Source organism: Faecalibacterium sp. IP-1-18, from assembly GCF_023347355.1.
In the GTDB taxonomy this organism is placed as follows: Bacteria; Bacillota; Clostridia; order Oscillospirales; family Ruminococcaceae; genus Faecalibacterium; species Faecalibacterium prausnitzii.
The window spans coordinates 1,754,281-1,768,002 of sequence record NZ_CP094472.1; the positions used below are offsets into that span (position 1 = coordinate 1,754,281).

The 13,722-nt window shown below is 60.0% G+C and carries 10 protein-coding genes; 3 read left to right on the forward strand and 7 right to left on the reverse strand.

Going from position 1 to position 13,722, the window contains the following annotated elements; all coding sequences use genetic code 11:
* Nucleotides 1-64 precede the first annotated feature (64 nt).
* Together MTP43_RS08335 and rlmD are read left to right on the forward strand one after the other, a co-directional pair.
* Nucleotides 65-925, forward strand: coding sequence for an AraC family transcriptional regulator (locus MTP43_RS08335; RefSeq protein WP_005923845.1), 861 nt, complete (start codon nt 65-67; stop codon nt 923-925).
* 27 nt (nt 926-952) lie between these two features.
* Nucleotides 953-2,326 carry a 23S rRNA (uracil(1939)-C(5))-methyltransferase RlmD gene (rlmD, locus tag MTP43_RS08340; protein ID WP_097783635.1) on the forward strand — a complete coding sequence of 458 codons (1,374 nt, stop codon included), beginning with the start codon at nt 953-955 and terminating at the stop codon, nt 2,324-2,326.
* A gap of 411 nt (nt 2,327-2,737) precedes the next feature.
* Here the strand turns inward: rlmD and MTP43_RS08345 are convergent, their stop codons facing one another.
* The 4 genes from MTP43_RS08345 to MTP43_RS08360 are packed head-to-tail and all read right to left on the reverse strand — an operon-like array spanning nt 2,738 to nt 8,658.
* Nucleotides 2,738-4,348, reverse strand: coding sequence for a glycoside hydrolase family 36 protein (locus MTP43_RS08345; RefSeq protein ID WP_005923618.1), 1,611 nt, complete (start codon nt 4,346-4,348; stop codon nt 2,738-2,740).
* Complete coding sequence (locus MTP43_RS08350; protein WP_097783634.1) at nt 4,341-5,726, reverse strand: glycoside-pentoside-hexuronide (GPH):cation symporter; 1,386 nt, start codon at nt 5,724-5,726, stop codon at nt 4,341-4,343. The genes MTP43_RS08345 and MTP43_RS08350 overlap by 8 nt, the downstream gene beginning before the upstream one ends.
* Nucleotides 5,717-8,098: a glycoside hydrolase family 2 protein gene (locus tag MTP43_RS08355; protein WP_113621117.1), complete on the reverse strand. Its 2,382-nt coding sequence runs from the start codon at nt 8,096-8,098 to the stop codon at nt 5,717-5,719. The genes MTP43_RS08350 and MTP43_RS08355 overlap by 10 nt, the downstream gene beginning before the upstream one ends.
* Nucleotides 8,095-8,658 (reverse strand): TetR/AcrR family transcriptional regulator, encoded by a 564-nt coding sequence (locus MTP43_RS08360; RefSeq protein ID WP_015538072.1) that lies wholly within the window; start codon nt 8,656-8,658, stop codon nt 8,095-8,097. The genes MTP43_RS08355 and MTP43_RS08360 overlap by 4 nt, the downstream gene beginning before the upstream one ends.
* 272 nt (nt 8,659-8,930) lie before the next feature.
* Here MTP43_RS08360 and MTP43_RS08365 point away from each other — a divergent pair, with 272 nt between their 5' ends.
* A complete protein-coding gene (locus MTP43_RS08365; protein WP_015538071.1) occupies nt 8,931-9,089 on the forward strand; it encodes an N-6 DNA methylase in 159 nt (52 codons plus the stop codon).
* A 117-nt stretch (nt 9,090-9,206) separates the two neighbouring features.
* On the opposite strand, the gene rnr is transcribed toward MTP43_RS08365, so the two are convergent.
* The 3 genes from rnr to MTP43_RS08380 all read right to left on the reverse strand — a co-directional run bounded on the left by rnr (nt 9,207) and on the right by MTP43_RS08380 (nt 13,451).
* Nucleotides 9,207-11,330, reverse strand: coding sequence for a ribonuclease R (gene rnr, locus MTP43_RS08370; RefSeq protein WP_117529455.1), 2,124 nt, complete (start codon nt 11,328-11,330; stop codon nt 9,207-9,209).
* A 172-nt stretch (nt 11,331-11,502) separates the two neighbouring features.
* Entirely contained in the window at nt 11,503-11,754 is a 252-nt protein-coding gene (secG, locus tag MTP43_RS08375; RefSeq protein WP_005923602.1) for a preprotein translocase subunit SecG, read from the reverse strand.
* Nucleotides 11,755-11,855: 101 nt separating this feature from the next.
* Nucleotides 11,856-13,451, reverse strand: a complete 1,596-nt coding sequence (locus MTP43_RS08380) for a peptidoglycan D,D-transpeptidase FtsI family protein (RefSeq protein ID WP_005923599.1) — start codon at nt 13,449-13,451, stop codon at nt 11,856-11,858.
* Nucleotides 13,452-13,722: the final 271 nt, after the last annotated feature.

Here is a 13,722-nt window from a genome sequence, read left to right on the forward strand (position 1 = left end):
GAATTTGCAGGGCATTCTATGGTATACTGGGTGCAGAATGTGACAGGACGGAGGTAAAGCTGCCATGCCAGACGTTTATAAGCAATCCTTTAAGCAGAATTACACCAACAACATCGAATTGTCCATCTTCAACTGCGGCTTGGAGCGGTGCGCTCCGGGCCAGACATGGGGACCCGGCATCCGTGACCACTACCTGATCCATCTGGTGGTATCCGGCAAGGGCATCTTCGAGGTGGGCGGCCGCACTTGGGAGGTAAGCGAGGGCGACCTGTTCTTTGCCCGCCCCAGCCAGCTGATCCGCTACACCGCCGACGAGCAGCAGCCGTGGGAGTACAGCTGGGTGGGCTTTAACGGTGCCTGTGCCCACAAGCTGGCCGCGCAGCTGCCCTTTACGGACGATGCCCCCGTGCACCACACCAGCGACCCGGACGGGATGCGGGCAGCGCTGACCAACATTTATTCCTCCCGCGGGCTGCAGCCACAGGACGAGGCAGCCATGGTGGGGTATCTGTACCTGTTTATCGCTGCCTTGATGCGGGAGACCAGCGCAGGCAAGCCCCACACGGCCTCCTCCTCCAGCCAGTATGTGCTGAACGCCATCAAGTACATCCAGTTCAACTACTCCCACGACATCTCCATTGACGATGTAGCCAAGAGCGTGGGGGTTTCCCGCAGCCATCTGTACCGGGTGTTCATGTTGAACGTGGGCAAGAGCCCCATCGACTACCTGACCGAGTACCGCATCAACGAGGCCTGCAAGCTGCTGCGCGCCGGCAACCTTTCCATTGCGGAGGTTGCGGTGTCGGTAGGCTTCTTTGACCAGTTCTACTTCTCACGGGTGTTCAAGCGCGCCAAGGGCGTGCCGCCCAGCAAGTATTTTGCCGCCCAGCAGGACGCCGACCCGGCAAGCCCTGCCCAACTGTAACCTGAGCCCATCACACAAGGAGAAACCATGCCTTTACAGAAAAACCAGATCCTGACCCTGCGCATCGAACGTCTTTCCAGCGACGGCAGCGGTGTGGCCCACAGTGCCGATGGCGAGGCCGTATTTGTCCCCGGCACCGCCCCCGGGGACGAAGCACGGGTGCGCATCGTGAAGGACTGCGGCCGGTACGCCTTTGGCATTTTGGACGAGCTGCTCACCCCCTCGCCGGACCGCATTCCGGTGGACTGCCCGGTGGCAGGCCCCTGCGGCGGGTGCAGCCTGCGGCATCTGGATTATGCCGCAGAGCTGCGCGCCAAGCAGGAAAGCGTGCTGGATGCCTTCCGCCGCATCGGCGGGCTGGAGGTGCCGGTGCTGGATATTCTGCCTTCTCCAGACGTAGACCGCTACCGCAACAAGGTGCAGTTCCCTGTGGGCATAGACAAGAACGGCGTGCCCTGCATCGGCTTTTACGCAGGGCGCACCCACCGCATCGTCCCCTGCCCGGACTGCAAGCTGCAGCCCAGCGTGCTGAACGAGATTGGCAACGCGCTGTGCGCCTTTTTTGCACAGCAGGTCATCCGCCCCTACGATGAGCAGAGCGGCAAGGGGCTGGTGCGACATATCTTCCTGCGGCGCGGCGCGCACAGCGGGCAGATCATGGTGTGTCTGGTATGCACCCGGGCAAAGCTGCCCCACGCAGAGCAGCTTTGCACCGCACTGCGGGGGCAGTTCCCGGCCATCAGCACCATTCTGCTCAACGTCAACGCCAAAAACACCAACGTCATTTTGGGCAGTGAAAATCACATCCTGTACGGCCCGGGCTACATTGAGGACACGCTTTGCGGCGTGCCGGTGCGGTTGGGACCACTGTCCTTCTATCAGGTCAACACGCTTGCCGCCGAGCGGCTGTACGGCGTTGCTGCGCAGTACGCGCAGCTGACCCCGGACGACACGCTGCTGGATCTCTACTGCGGCATGGGCACCATTGGTCTTTCCATGGCAGGTCAATGCCGGGAGCTGATCGGCGTAGAGATCGTGCCGGAGGCCATCGAGAGCGCCAAGGCCAACGCTGCCCGCATGGGCGAAGCCGTGGCTGCCAAGAGCCGCTTTTTCTGTGCCGATGCCGGACAGGCTGCCACCCAGCTGGCTGCCGAGGGTCTGCACCCGGACATCGTAATGCTGGACCCGCCCCGCAAGGGCTGCGATGAGGCCACCCTCTCCGCAGTGGTGCGCATGGCACCCCGCCGGGTGGTGTATGTCAGCTGCAACCCCGCCACCGCCGCCCGAGATGCCGCATGGCTGGAGCAGAATGGGTATCACGCAGAAAAGGTGCAGCCGGTGGATCTGTTCCCGAGGACGAAACATTGCGAATGCGTGCTCTTGATGTCAAAAGTCCAGTAATATAGTGCGGTGATTCGTTTAATATCGTTTGGACATCATTTCACAGTCTGAGCCGTTCTTGTCCTTGGAAACAGGTCGAGGGCGGTTTTCGAGAATTTGAGCAATATCTAAATCGTAGCCACAGGGGTAGTGGATAATTGAGTTTCTGGATTAGATGTTTGGGCTAACAGCGAATCCACTAACTCAGGTATCTGGGGGTATCCAGTGTAGGATTTAGATGTCATCCCCCTATAACGCAAAAACGCCGCCAGCGTAGCATGTGAAATCATCACACGGTACGCTGGCGGCTATGCTTTTATTGTTTATACAGCTTTCGGCGTGAGCCACTTTTCTGAGGAAGACGTCCGTTGCGTTTCACATAAAGAAACATCTGGCTAACAAAAAAGAATAAAGCTGATTTTTATGCCCTCATTATTCTCTATAAATAGCACTGCACCGCAGCTCTTGACGTTTCTCATCCAGAGAATACCGGATCGTAATCACACCATTTTCTGTCTCTACTTCTACCTGTTTTGCATGTTCAAACAACCTGCGCAGGCGGCGGTACTCGTCCCGCTGCGCATCCGTGTAGTGAGACGGCATATCCGAGGTAAGGAACACATTGCCCAGCAGTGCGTTGACTGTGGCAAGGGTGCGTTTTTGCTCTGCCGTCAGCTTGCAGTTTTCCTCCCGGAGGAAGAACACATCCGGGTCGCTGCCATAGGCACGGCCATTGAGCTGCCGCCGGAACACTGTGTTGTTCAGCGCCTGCTTTGTGGACACCCGCTCCCGGTGGAACAGGCGCATATACCACACATCGTCCCAGTCCAGCCCTACGTCACAGCTGACACGGCAGTAGTCCACCAGCCCGAAGGCAGGCATCACCGGCACGCCGCAGCCGAGGATGGCTTTTTGTCCGCACCAACTACGCAGCAGCTCCATGGCACGGCGCATCCGGGCGGCACGACTCTCGCGAGCATTGCCAAAGGGAGCAGCGCCGTACAGAAAATCCAGCTTGACAAGGTCGAAACCCCAATCGTTCAGCACCCGGTCAAATACCCGGCGCAGATAGTCCAACACGGCCGGGTTGTCGATATCCAGTGCATAAAAGCTGCTCCAGTTGCTGCCGCAGCACCACGGTTTGCCGTCCACTTTCAGCAGCCAGTCCGGGTGCTGCCGGAAAAGGGCAGAGTCCTTTTCGCACACAAAGGGTGCAAGCCAGAGCCCGGCCTGAAAGCCAGAGGCGTGGATTTCCTGCACCATGCCTTTCAGCCCGTGGGGGAATTTCTGTGCATCCGTTTCCAGCCAGTCGCCCACCTTCGGCTCCCAGCCATCATCGATCTGGAACAGGTCTCCCGGGCAAAGCAGGCTGCGGCAGCCGGTCAGGTCCTCCCGGATGGTGTCCTCGGTGATTTCCTGATAGCGGTTGTACCAGCTGGAATAGCCTGCCAGCTTCTTCTCTGTCCGGGGCTTGATGCCCATAGCCTGAAACCAGCCGTCGAACACCTCGGCCTCGCTGCCCTCGGCAAAAAACAGGTCGAACAGGGCAAAGCTGCCGCCGGGATGCTCCACCCCGGCGCAGTCCCGCTCCAGTGTCAGCAGGGCTTTGCCACTGTCGTAGCGGAGGATGGTGTAGCCCGGGGTCTCGTCCAGCGATGCCACCAGCTGGAACTGCCCGCCCTTGCGGAAATAGCAGTAGGAAAAGCCGTGGCTCTGACCGTTATGATGTCCGTAGGGCACAAAATGATAATCGCCGTAGCGGTCAAAGGCATATTTCTTCAGTAGAAATCCCGGAATGTGATCGGTGCCGCGCAGCTTGCCGTTCCGGCTTAGCTCCGGGCTGTATGTCCATGTCTGGTAGCCGTTCATGAACAGGCGCTCGTCTGCTTCCATCGTCCACGGCAGCTCGGCACGCACGGCTTTCAGCGTCCCGGCAGGCAGGTCAGCGGAAAGATGCACCGCACCGCAGCCCGAGTGCACCGGGGCATCGCCCTGCCGCACACCGCCGGAAGTTTCCGCGTACCAGTGCAGCGTTTCAGTCATGGTGCGTTTCCTCCCCGTGAAGCTGTGCGCTGATCTCGACAGCGCGGGCGTCGGTCAGAACAAATTTGCGGCGGAACAGCACCAGCGCACCTGCCAGCACCAGCATGGGCAGGACCGTCATCATCAGGCGCAGACCCAGCAGCGTTCCGGCGCTCTGTACTGCTACGGGGCCGGTCTCCTCCGTGTTGCCCACAAGACCGATGAGATCCAGCCCGATGCCGGTGAGGAACACCGCCACACCGGAGGCTGCCTTGACCACAAAGGTCTGCATGGAAAAGATGACGCTCTCCTCCCGGCGGCCGGTCTTGAGCTGGCCGTAGTCTACACTGTTGGAAAGGAACAGGGTGGTCAGCACGGTCAGCATCCCGTTGCAGGCAAACACTACCACGCCCGGGATGCACAGCAGGGCAAGGCTATGGGAAAGCCCGGTCAGGCAGAACACCAGCAGCGTGCCGTAGCCGCACAGTGCCAGCACAAGGCTCAGGTGAAATACCTGCGTGCTGCTGAACTTTTTGCGCAGCAAGGGGTAAAGCACCATCATGCCAAGGATCTGCGCCGCACCGCCCACGGTGGAAAACAGGGTGTAGGTGGCTTTCCAGCCTGCACCGCCAAGGTCGTACTTGAAAAAATAGATGATGAAGTTGGAGGTAAGGTACAGCGCCGAGTTGATCAGCACGATGCTGCCTACCACCACCATAGCCTGATCGTTGCGGAACAGGGCGGAGAACATCTCCTTTACGGTGGCGGTCTTCATCTCACTGGGGGTGGTCTCCCGCATGGCGGCGCAGCAGACCAATTCCGTCACCACAAAGAGCACCGATACGATCAGCGCCACCCAGCGGAAGCCAGCGCGCTCGCTGTCGCCGCCAAGGGCTCCCACCAGCAGCATGGTGAACATGGCAATGAGTGCCGAACCAACGCCTGCACAGGTACGTCCCACCATGGAAAGATTCTCCCGGTCTTTGGGCGTGCGGGTCACGGCGGGGATCATGGACCAGTAAGGAATATCCATCATGGTGTAGGTGACACCCCACAGGATGTACACCACGCTGAAGTAGACCATCAATGCCGCTTCGTCCAGCACCGGGGCGGCAAACAGGGCGTAGAGCACCAACGCATTGAGCAGCGTGCCGGAAAAGATCCACGGACGGAAACGTCCCCAGCGGGTGCGGGTCTTTGCCACCAGAACCCCCATAAAGGGGTCGTTGAAGGCATCGAAGAACCGGGCTGCCATGAGCACCAGCCCCACAAAGCTTGCCGAAAGTCCCAGCACATCCTGATAATAATACATGACGTAGGAAGCCGACAAGGCATACACCATATCCTTGCCCACGGCACCAATGCCGAACGCAGTTTTCTGTTTCAGGGTCAGTTCCATACAGCATCCTCCTTTTCAATGGTGAACCGCAGCACAACGGGCTGGGTCTGCGGTGCAGAAACGGTCAACACGGCTTCTCCGGCAGTGCCCACAGTGCGCAGATAGGTGCCGGTCATGCCGCCTTCTGCCACGGCGGTCTGCGGGCCCACAAGGGCGGCGCTGCCATCTACCGTAAACTGCACCGGGAACTGTGCGTAGGGGGCAGGAGCGCCGTTCTCGTCCAGAATGCGCACCCGGACAGCCGCCATATCGTAGGTGTCCTGCTCCCGCAGGGTCGTCCGGCTGACTTTGACTTCCAAGTGCAGCTTTGCACTGGGGCAGAGGGTCACGCTGCGCACCACGTTGCCGTCCTGTACGGCATCGAACCGCCAGCGGGTGGCTTCGCCGCCCCAGTTGCCCACATATTTGCCGTAAAGGGCCACGCCGTCCTTAAAGGCCATTTTGTAGCGCAGCATACACCAGCCGAATTTGACCTTGTAGGCCAGCGGCAGCCCTGCCAAGCCATATTTCCCGGCAGCCAGCAGGCAGTCCCGCACAGCGGCTGCCTTGGAGGGAGAAAAGTGTTCCTGCGTTTCCAGCAGCTCGCCGATGGTATCGTCCATCACAAAGGGCGGGTGGGGCAGCGCCGTCCACTCGCTGCGGCGCAGGGCGGTGACGAACACATCGTTTTTGTAAAGCTTTACTTGCTGGGCATTGCTGAAAACATAGGCTGTGCCCAGCTGCCCGGCGGGGTTATCTCCGATGTCCATGGAGGAGCTGACTGCCAGCACCGGGTCAGTATCGCCCTGACTGGCATAGACCGCAGCCGCCAGCTTCGGGTTGCGGAAGCTGTCCAGAACGCCGTGGTAGCAGATGCGGTCGCCGGAGCCGAAGTCCTTGTGGGTCTGGTAGTCGAACATACACCAGCCAAAGCACCCGGCGTGCTCCTTGCTGGCATAGGCGGCGTTCTGCACCCGGACGTGCCGCAAGGCGTGCTCCTGCCGGTGCGGGCCATCGTCAAAGGGCTTGGTGGGGTACATGTGGCCGTTGCACTCCGAGATGAGCAGCGCCTTGCCCATATCGGGGGTCACGTTCTTTTTAGGCTTAGCACCGGGCGTTACGCCGTTGTGAGAAAAATCGTTGTAGGCATAGACATCCTCCAGCAGATGGCTTTTTTCCAGATAGCGCACGCCGGAGGTAGCACGGCTGGGGTCCAGCTGATGGGCGATTTTGTTGGTGCGGGTATAGAAGGCATCGTCGTCCACGCTCTCGTTGATGCGCACACCCCACAGGATGATGCTGGGGTGATTGCGGTTCTGCAAGAGCATCTCCTGCAGCATCTCGCAGGCGGCGTCCTTCCAGTTGTCGTCCCCGATGTGCTGCCAGCCCGGCAATTCAGTGAACACCAGCAGACCCCGCCGGTCGCACTCGTCCAGAAAATACTGGCTTTGGGGGTAGTGGCTGGTGCGCACGGCGGTGCAATGCAGCTCCTCCTGCAAAATGCGGGCATCCTCCCGCTGCAGGCTTTCCGGTGCGGCGTAACCGATGTAAGGGTAGCTCTGGTGTCGGTTCAGACCCCGCAGAAAGGTCTTTTTGCCGTTGAGGTAGAAACCATCCGCCCGGAACTCTGCGGTGCGGAAGCCAAACGTCACCTGTTTGCGGTCGATGGGCTGTCCGGCTGCGTTCAAAAGCTCTGCCACGGCATGATGCAGCACCGGGTGCTCTGTATCCCACGGCTGTGCATCCGGCACAGAAAGCTGCATCTTCCCGGTTTCTGCCGCCTGTGCGGTCTGCTCGGCCAGCAGGGTGCCGTCTGCGGTCTCCAGCCGGATGCGAACCGCCGCGGCTGCGGGCGTAAGCTCTGCCGTCCACTGCACCACAGCCTCCTGCAGGGTGGGCGTGTAGACGAACAGATCGGTCAGGCGGCTTTCTGCCGTAGCTTCCAGCCAGACCTCCCGGTACAACCCGCCGTAGGTCAGGTAATCAATGACAAAACCAAAGGGTGGAATCGTTGGGTCTTCCCGGGTGTCCAGCTGCACGGTCAGCAGGTTTTCACCCTCCCGGTCCACAAGGTCGGTGATCTCCACCGCAAAGCCGGTATAGCCACCCCGGTGCTGCCCGGCAACCCTGCCGTTGACCCGCACCACCGCCTGATGGGCAGCGCCGTCAAAGCGGACAAACAGTCGGGGCGCAGCCTGCACCGGTGGCACTCGGAACCGCTTCCGGTAGCCGCAGACCATCTCGTAATCAGCGGGGGTGGCATAGTGCAGCGGCACCTCCCGGCAGGTATGGGGCAAGCGGACGGCTTGTTGTTTTGGCACCGGCAGCCCCTTGCCAAAGGCCTCTGTCCAGTGTCGTGTGAACTCCCAGTCCTCACAAAAACTGTGTTTCATCGCGGCAGCACTCCTTCCAGTAAAATCGAGATCATTTCTTCCAGCACAGCCACATACTGCACCCCGCTTTCTGCCAGACTGCGGTCTGCCAGAAAGCTTTCGATGGATGCGGTGATCATCTGCCGCAGCACCGGCAGGGATACCGGACGCATGACCCCTTCTGCCACCGCCTGCTCCAGCAGCGCCATGGTGGGCTCCCACCCGTTTTCCAACTGGCTGCGCACCCGCGCCGCCACCACCGGGTATTTTTCGTCCAGCTCCTTCATCTGCCGCAGGTCCAGCGCAGCATATTCTGCCGGCATGGCAATAATGACCGCCCGCAGCCTTTCCTGCAAAGTACCACCGCCCGCCAGAATTTCCTGCTTGCAGCGGTGGATCTCTGCAAAGGCGTGGTCTACCATATCCAGCAAAAGCGCCTCCTTGGAGGGGTAAACGGTGTAGATGGTCTTTTTGCTGATGTGCAGCGGCTCTGCCACCTGCTGCATGGTGAAATGCAGCCCCTGTTGACGGAATAGCTGCATCGCCTGCGTGCGCATCAGCGCATCGAGCTTTTCCTGCATGAGCGTCCTCCTTGTGGAAACTGTATTTGCCTTTCCAGTTTCCATTCTAGTACGGAAACCAAGTTAAATCAAGCAGTTTCCGCATTTTCTGCGTTCTGACGAAGAACCCGAGAAGAATCACAGCAGAATGCCATATCTCAAAACGCAGCAGCCGGAATGGTATCCGTAAAGTTGCGCATAGTACTGTTTATGATCCGATAACAAAATTGATATTTCTACCTGCCAATGATAAGATCGCGACAAGACCATATTTCACTCGGAGGAACTTTACAATGGCAAAAAAGAAAGCTGCTGCCTACCGCCTTGCAAAACTGAGCCTTACACTGCGCGGCATCAGCCATAATCTTGGCGAGACCAACGATTCCCGCTTTGCCCACGCTCTGCACAAGGGACTGTATTTCGACTACATGATGGCAAACCCGCCTGTCTGATTTTCAGGTGGGCATTTTACTTTGCCAGGATTTTGAGAACTACGATAAACTGCCCCCGAAACAGCACGGTCTAACGCGCTGCTTCGGGGGCAGTCTGTTGTTTATTCAATTATAAAGTTACTGCTTTGCACTTTCCGGGGCGACCTCAAAGTCGATCTTGCCCAGATTGACGTCCGCACGCACGATGGTGATCATCATGGTATCGCCCAGATTCCAGTTCTTGCCGGAAACGGGATCAGAAAGGCGCACGCCCTCGGTGAGCATGGTACCGGTAGCGGTCAGGCTGGAAGCAGGTACAAAGCCTTCCACGCCGTTTTCCAACTCGATGAACAGGCCGCGCTGGGTCACGCCGGAGATGCGGCCCTCATAGCACTCGCCCAGATGGCGGCGGGCATACTCTGCCTTGTAGCAGTCCTCGGCCTTGCGCTCGATCTGCATGGCGATAACTTCGCGCTCGCTGGCCTGCTTGCTGACGTCCTCGGCAAACTCGCTGTAACGCAGGATCATGGTGTCCTTGTCCGTGCCCTTGAGCTGAGCCGTCATGATACGGTGGATAGCCAAGTCCGGGTAGCGGCGGATGGGGCTGGTGAAGTGGGCATAGTCCTGCAGCACCAGACCGTAGTGTCCCTTGGGTTTTTCCTCGTACACAGCCTTGGACATGCAGCGCAGCATACCAACATTGATGATCTGCTCGTAGGCAGTGCCGCGCACACCTTCCAGAATGGCGCTCAGCTCCTTGGGGGTGGGCACGTCCTTGGCAAAGTGGTCGTTGACGCCGCAGGCCTGCAGCAGGCCGTGCAGACGCTCCAGCTTTTCGGCGTTGGGCTCCTCGTGCACGCGGTACACAAAGGGGATCTGCTTCACCCGGGCAAAGTGGGCGGCGCACTGGTTGGCCAGCAGCATGAACTCCTCGATCATGGCCTCGCTCTCGCCGGAGGTGCGCTTTTTCACGTCGATGCAGTGGCCATCCTCGTCCAGGATCAGCTTCACCTCGCCGCTCTCGATATCCATGCAGCCGCGCTCCTTGCGCAGGCGGGCACGGTGGCCATACAGCTCCTTCATAGCAGGCAGCTGCGCCAGTACTTCATGGTACTTGCCGGTCAGTTCGTCATCGGTGCTGCCGGCCAGCAGGGCGTTGATCTCGGAGTACACGCCCTTGACCCGGCTGCGGATGACGGACTTGACAAAGCGGTAGTCGGTCAGATTGCCGTCTTTATCCAGCCGCATCAGGCAGGAGAAAGCCAGCCGCAGCACGCCCTCGTTCAGGCTGCAGATGCCGTTGGACAGCTGCTTGGGCAGCATGGGCACCACCTGATCGGCGTAGTAGACGCTGGTAGCGCGGTTAAAGGCCTCGTTGTCCAGCTCGGAGCCGGGCTTGACGTAGTTAGAAACATCCGCAATGTGCACGCCCAGCTCAAAGCCTCCGTCCGGAGTCTTGGTCAGGCTGATGGCATCGTCGATATCCTTGGTCTCGGCGCTGTCGATGGTAAAGATGGGCAGGGCGCGCAGATCCATGCGGCCCTCGCAGTCCGCAGCAGACACCTCGGCGTTGTCCAGCTTTTTGGCCTCGTCCCGCACCTTGTCCGGGAAGCGGTTGCGGATATCCTGCGCGTAGAGCAGTGCCTTTGCGCAGCGCTTGGCCTCATCGCAGCTGCCAAAGCGCATGGCAACGCCTACACGGTGATCCTCCTGACGGTTGCCGCGCAGCAGGATCTCCACTGCCACCTTGTCGCCGTCCTTGGCGCTGCCTTCGCAGTCCCGCATGACCTGCATGGAGATGGCGGGGCAATCGTCCGGCACGAACTTCAGGCGGCCCTCCACGCGGTGCATGGTGCCCACCAGAGAATTTTTCTCTTCCAGAACAGCAAGGATCTCGCCCTCATCGCTGCCCTCTACCCGGGGGTGTGCAAACTTTTCCACCAGCACCTTGTCGCCGGGCATTGCGCCGCGGGTGAACCGGCCGGGGATAAAGATATCGCTGGTGCCGTCCTCCAGCATGACAAAGGCAAAGTTTTTGCCCAGCTTTACCACCTTACACAGCAGTGCCTTATCGGCACGGCCGCTGCGCACGGTGAAGAACACGCCTTGGCGCTGGCAGATGACAGCCTCGTGCACCAGCTGATCCACAGCCTCCATCACCTTGCGGTCTGCGCCGCGATCCCCGCCGAACTTATTCTTCAGATCTTTTACGGTGCACGGCTGATTCTGGATCGCGTGCTCAATTTTATCGCGCATTGCCATAAAATATTTTCTCCTTCACTTCCGTGGCCGTGCATCTCCTGCGGAGCACAGCCCTGCCTTGGGACGGGCACTTTCCCCTGTCCCCTCTTTGCGGCAGCCCGCAGAACCGGCTGCCCACACTTTTTCTGCACAGAAAAACAGCCCCGTCCGTTCACGGGGCTGCAACGCCTTCTCAGCCTGCCAGACGGCCTGCAAACAGGCAGGCCAGAATAGCAACCACAAAGAACACCACGCCTGCAATGCGGGTGACCTTAGCCAGCATCTGATCTGCCGGGGTCAGACGTGCATTGTTGGCACCGCCCACACTGCCGTTGATGGCACCGGACAGGCCCTGACCGTGGGTGTGCTGCATGAGGGTGAGGAAAACGATGACCAGCGAAGCCACCAGCAGAATGGCACCGCCAACAATTTCGATAACAGACATGAATCGTAACGCTCCTTTTATTTGTAAATACGGAAAACTACGCAAAAATACAACTATATAGTAGCATAACAAAGCCAAAATTGCAAGTAGAATCCGCGCATTTAACCCGCTGCTTCCAGCGCGGTGCAGACCTGCGCAAAGATGGCTGCACCGGAGTACGCCGTGTGCACCGCACCGTCCTGCAATACCACAATGGTGTAGCGGGGCTTTTCTGCCGGCCAGAACCCCGCAAACCACAGGTTGCAGCGCTCGGTGCCCTCCGGGGTGAACTGCCCGGTCTGAGCAGTGCCGGTCTTGCCGCCCGCCCCGCCGGAAAGCCCGGCGGCATCCTGCGCGGTGCCCTGCTGCACCACCTGTACCAGCATAGCGCGCAAAAGCGCTGCGTTCTGTGCTGAGATCACCCGCCGTCCCCGGGGGTGGCTGAGGGTCTCCACCGGTTGGCCGGTGGCCTCGTCCAGCGTGGCTTGCAGCACATAGGGGGCGCGGTATACGCCGTCCGCCGCAAGGGTGTTGAACAGTGCCGCCACCTGCATGGGTGTCGCCAGCAGGCTGCCCTGCCCAAAGCTGAAATTAGCCAGCTGCCCGCTTTGCGCCAGCTCCTGCGGGGTGGGCAGCTGCCCGGCCTCGGCGGCAAACCCCTCTGCCAGCAGCAGGCTCTGCCCAAAGCCAAAGGCTTTAGCGGCGTCCAGCAAGCTTTCCGCACCCAGCTGCTGTCCCAGACGGATAAAATAGCCGTTACAGCTTTTTTCCAGCGCGGCGGCAAGGTCCACCTGTCCATGCGGCACCCCGCCCGCGCAGCGGAAGATCTGCCCATCCACTACCACCGCGCCGGTGCACTCGAAAACCGGCTGCAAGCCCGCTTCCAGTGCAGTCGCCGCCAGCACCGGCTTGAACACCGAGCCCACCGCGTAGCTTTGCAGTGCCCGGTTCAGAAAGGGACTATTCTCTGCCTGCAGGCTGTCGGCAAGGTGCTCCGGGTCGTAGCACGGCACACTGACGCTGGCGCGCACCGCCGCTGTGGCGGTATCCAGCACCAGAATGCAGCCGCTCGTCATGGTACTTGCCGCCACTGCTTCCACTGCCCGCTGCACCGGGCGGGAGATGGTCAGCTGCACGCCCAGCGCCCCGCTGTCGGCTTGCAAAAGCCTAGCCGTTTCTCCGGTGCGCAGCGTACCCTGCGCCGTCACGGCGCAGACAAGACTACTGTTCTCCCCTGTGCCGGAAAGCACGGCGTCCAGCGCCTTTTCCAGCCCGGCAGCGCCATGACCCGTGCTATCCAGATAGCCCAGCAAATGCTGACACAGCGGCACCGCCGCATACCGCCGGGCGGTAGGATAACCGGTCAGCCCAAGGCGGGCGGGGTCGCAGCTTACCTCCAGTAAAAACGGCGCAGCACGGCTGCGGCTGCGGTACAAAAGCGCCTGCCCGGCGGCATCGGTGCAGGCATACAGGCGGTCGTAGTTTCCCTGCCCGGGAAAGCATACCACCTGCCAGCGCTCCTCAAGGCCGGTGAGCAGCCGCCCCTGCGCATCGTAAAAGTTGCCCCGTCGGGCGGGCAACTGCAGGGTGACCGTGCTCTGCGCCGCAGCCCGCGCAGCATAGGCGGGGTGCAGCGCCAGCAGATACAACCGGCACAGCACCACCGCAAATCCCAGCAGCAAGGCGGCATACACCGCCAATACCCGTTTGCCAGACATCCCCGCGCCCCCTTTCCCTGTGGTTAGGGTGGGCAGCCGGGGCGCGGGGTATACATAAAAAGAGGCGGAACCTCTCCGAAGAAAAGTTCCGCCTCTTTGGCGTTTCTTTTTAAGAAAGACTGGTACGGCTTAGTACATGCCGCCCTTCCAAACCACACTTTTGGAGCCGTATCACGAATATCGAGAAACGTAGACTTTTGTAGAATTATCAAGGCCACAAGCCGATTTTTCCAGATTCTCCGTTTTTGCACGATCCACGCTTTTCTACGCA

What these genes read in the sequence shown, in the direction of transcription:
- MTP43_RS08335 (WP_005923845.1), top strand. Translation starts at nt 65, where the DNA reads ATGCCAGACGTTTATAAGCAATCCTTTAAGCAGAATTACACCAACAAC.
- rlmD (WP_097783635.1), top strand. Translation starts at nt 953, where the DNA reads ATGCCTTTACAGAAAAACCAGATCCTGACCCTGCGCATCGAACGTCTT.
- MTP43_RS08345 (WP_005923618.1), bottom strand. Translation starts at nt 4,348, where the DNA reads ATGACTGAAACGCTGCACTGGTACGCGGAAACTTCCGGCGGTGTGCGG.
- MTP43_RS08350 (WP_097783634.1), bottom strand. Translation starts at nt 5,726, where the DNA reads ATGGAACTGACCCTGAAACAGAAAACTGCGTTCGGCATTGGTGCCGTG.
- MTP43_RS08355 (WP_113621117.1), bottom strand. Translation starts at nt 8,098, where the DNA reads ATGAAACACAGTTTTTGTGAGGACTGGGAGTTCACACGACACTGGACA.
- MTP43_RS08360 (WP_015538072.1), bottom strand. Translation starts at nt 8,658, where the DNA reads ATGCAGGAAAAGCTCGATGCGCTGATGCGCACGCAGGCGATGCAGCTA.
- MTP43_RS08365 (WP_015538071.1), top strand. Translation starts at nt 8,931, where the DNA reads ATGGCAAAAAAGAAAGCTGCTGCCTACCGCCTTGCAAAACTGAGCCTT.
- rnr (WP_117529455.1), bottom strand. Translation starts at nt 11,330, where the DNA reads ATGGCAATGCGCGATAAAATTGAGCACGCGATCCAGAATCAGCCGTGC.
- secG (WP_005923602.1), bottom strand. Translation starts at nt 11,754, where the DNA reads ATGTCTGTTATCGAAATTGTTGGCGGTGCCATTCTGCTGGTGGCTTCG.
- MTP43_RS08380 (WP_005923599.1), bottom strand. Translation starts at nt 13,451, where the DNA reads ATGTCTGGCAAACGGGTATTGGCGGTGTATGCCGCCTTGCTGCTGGGA.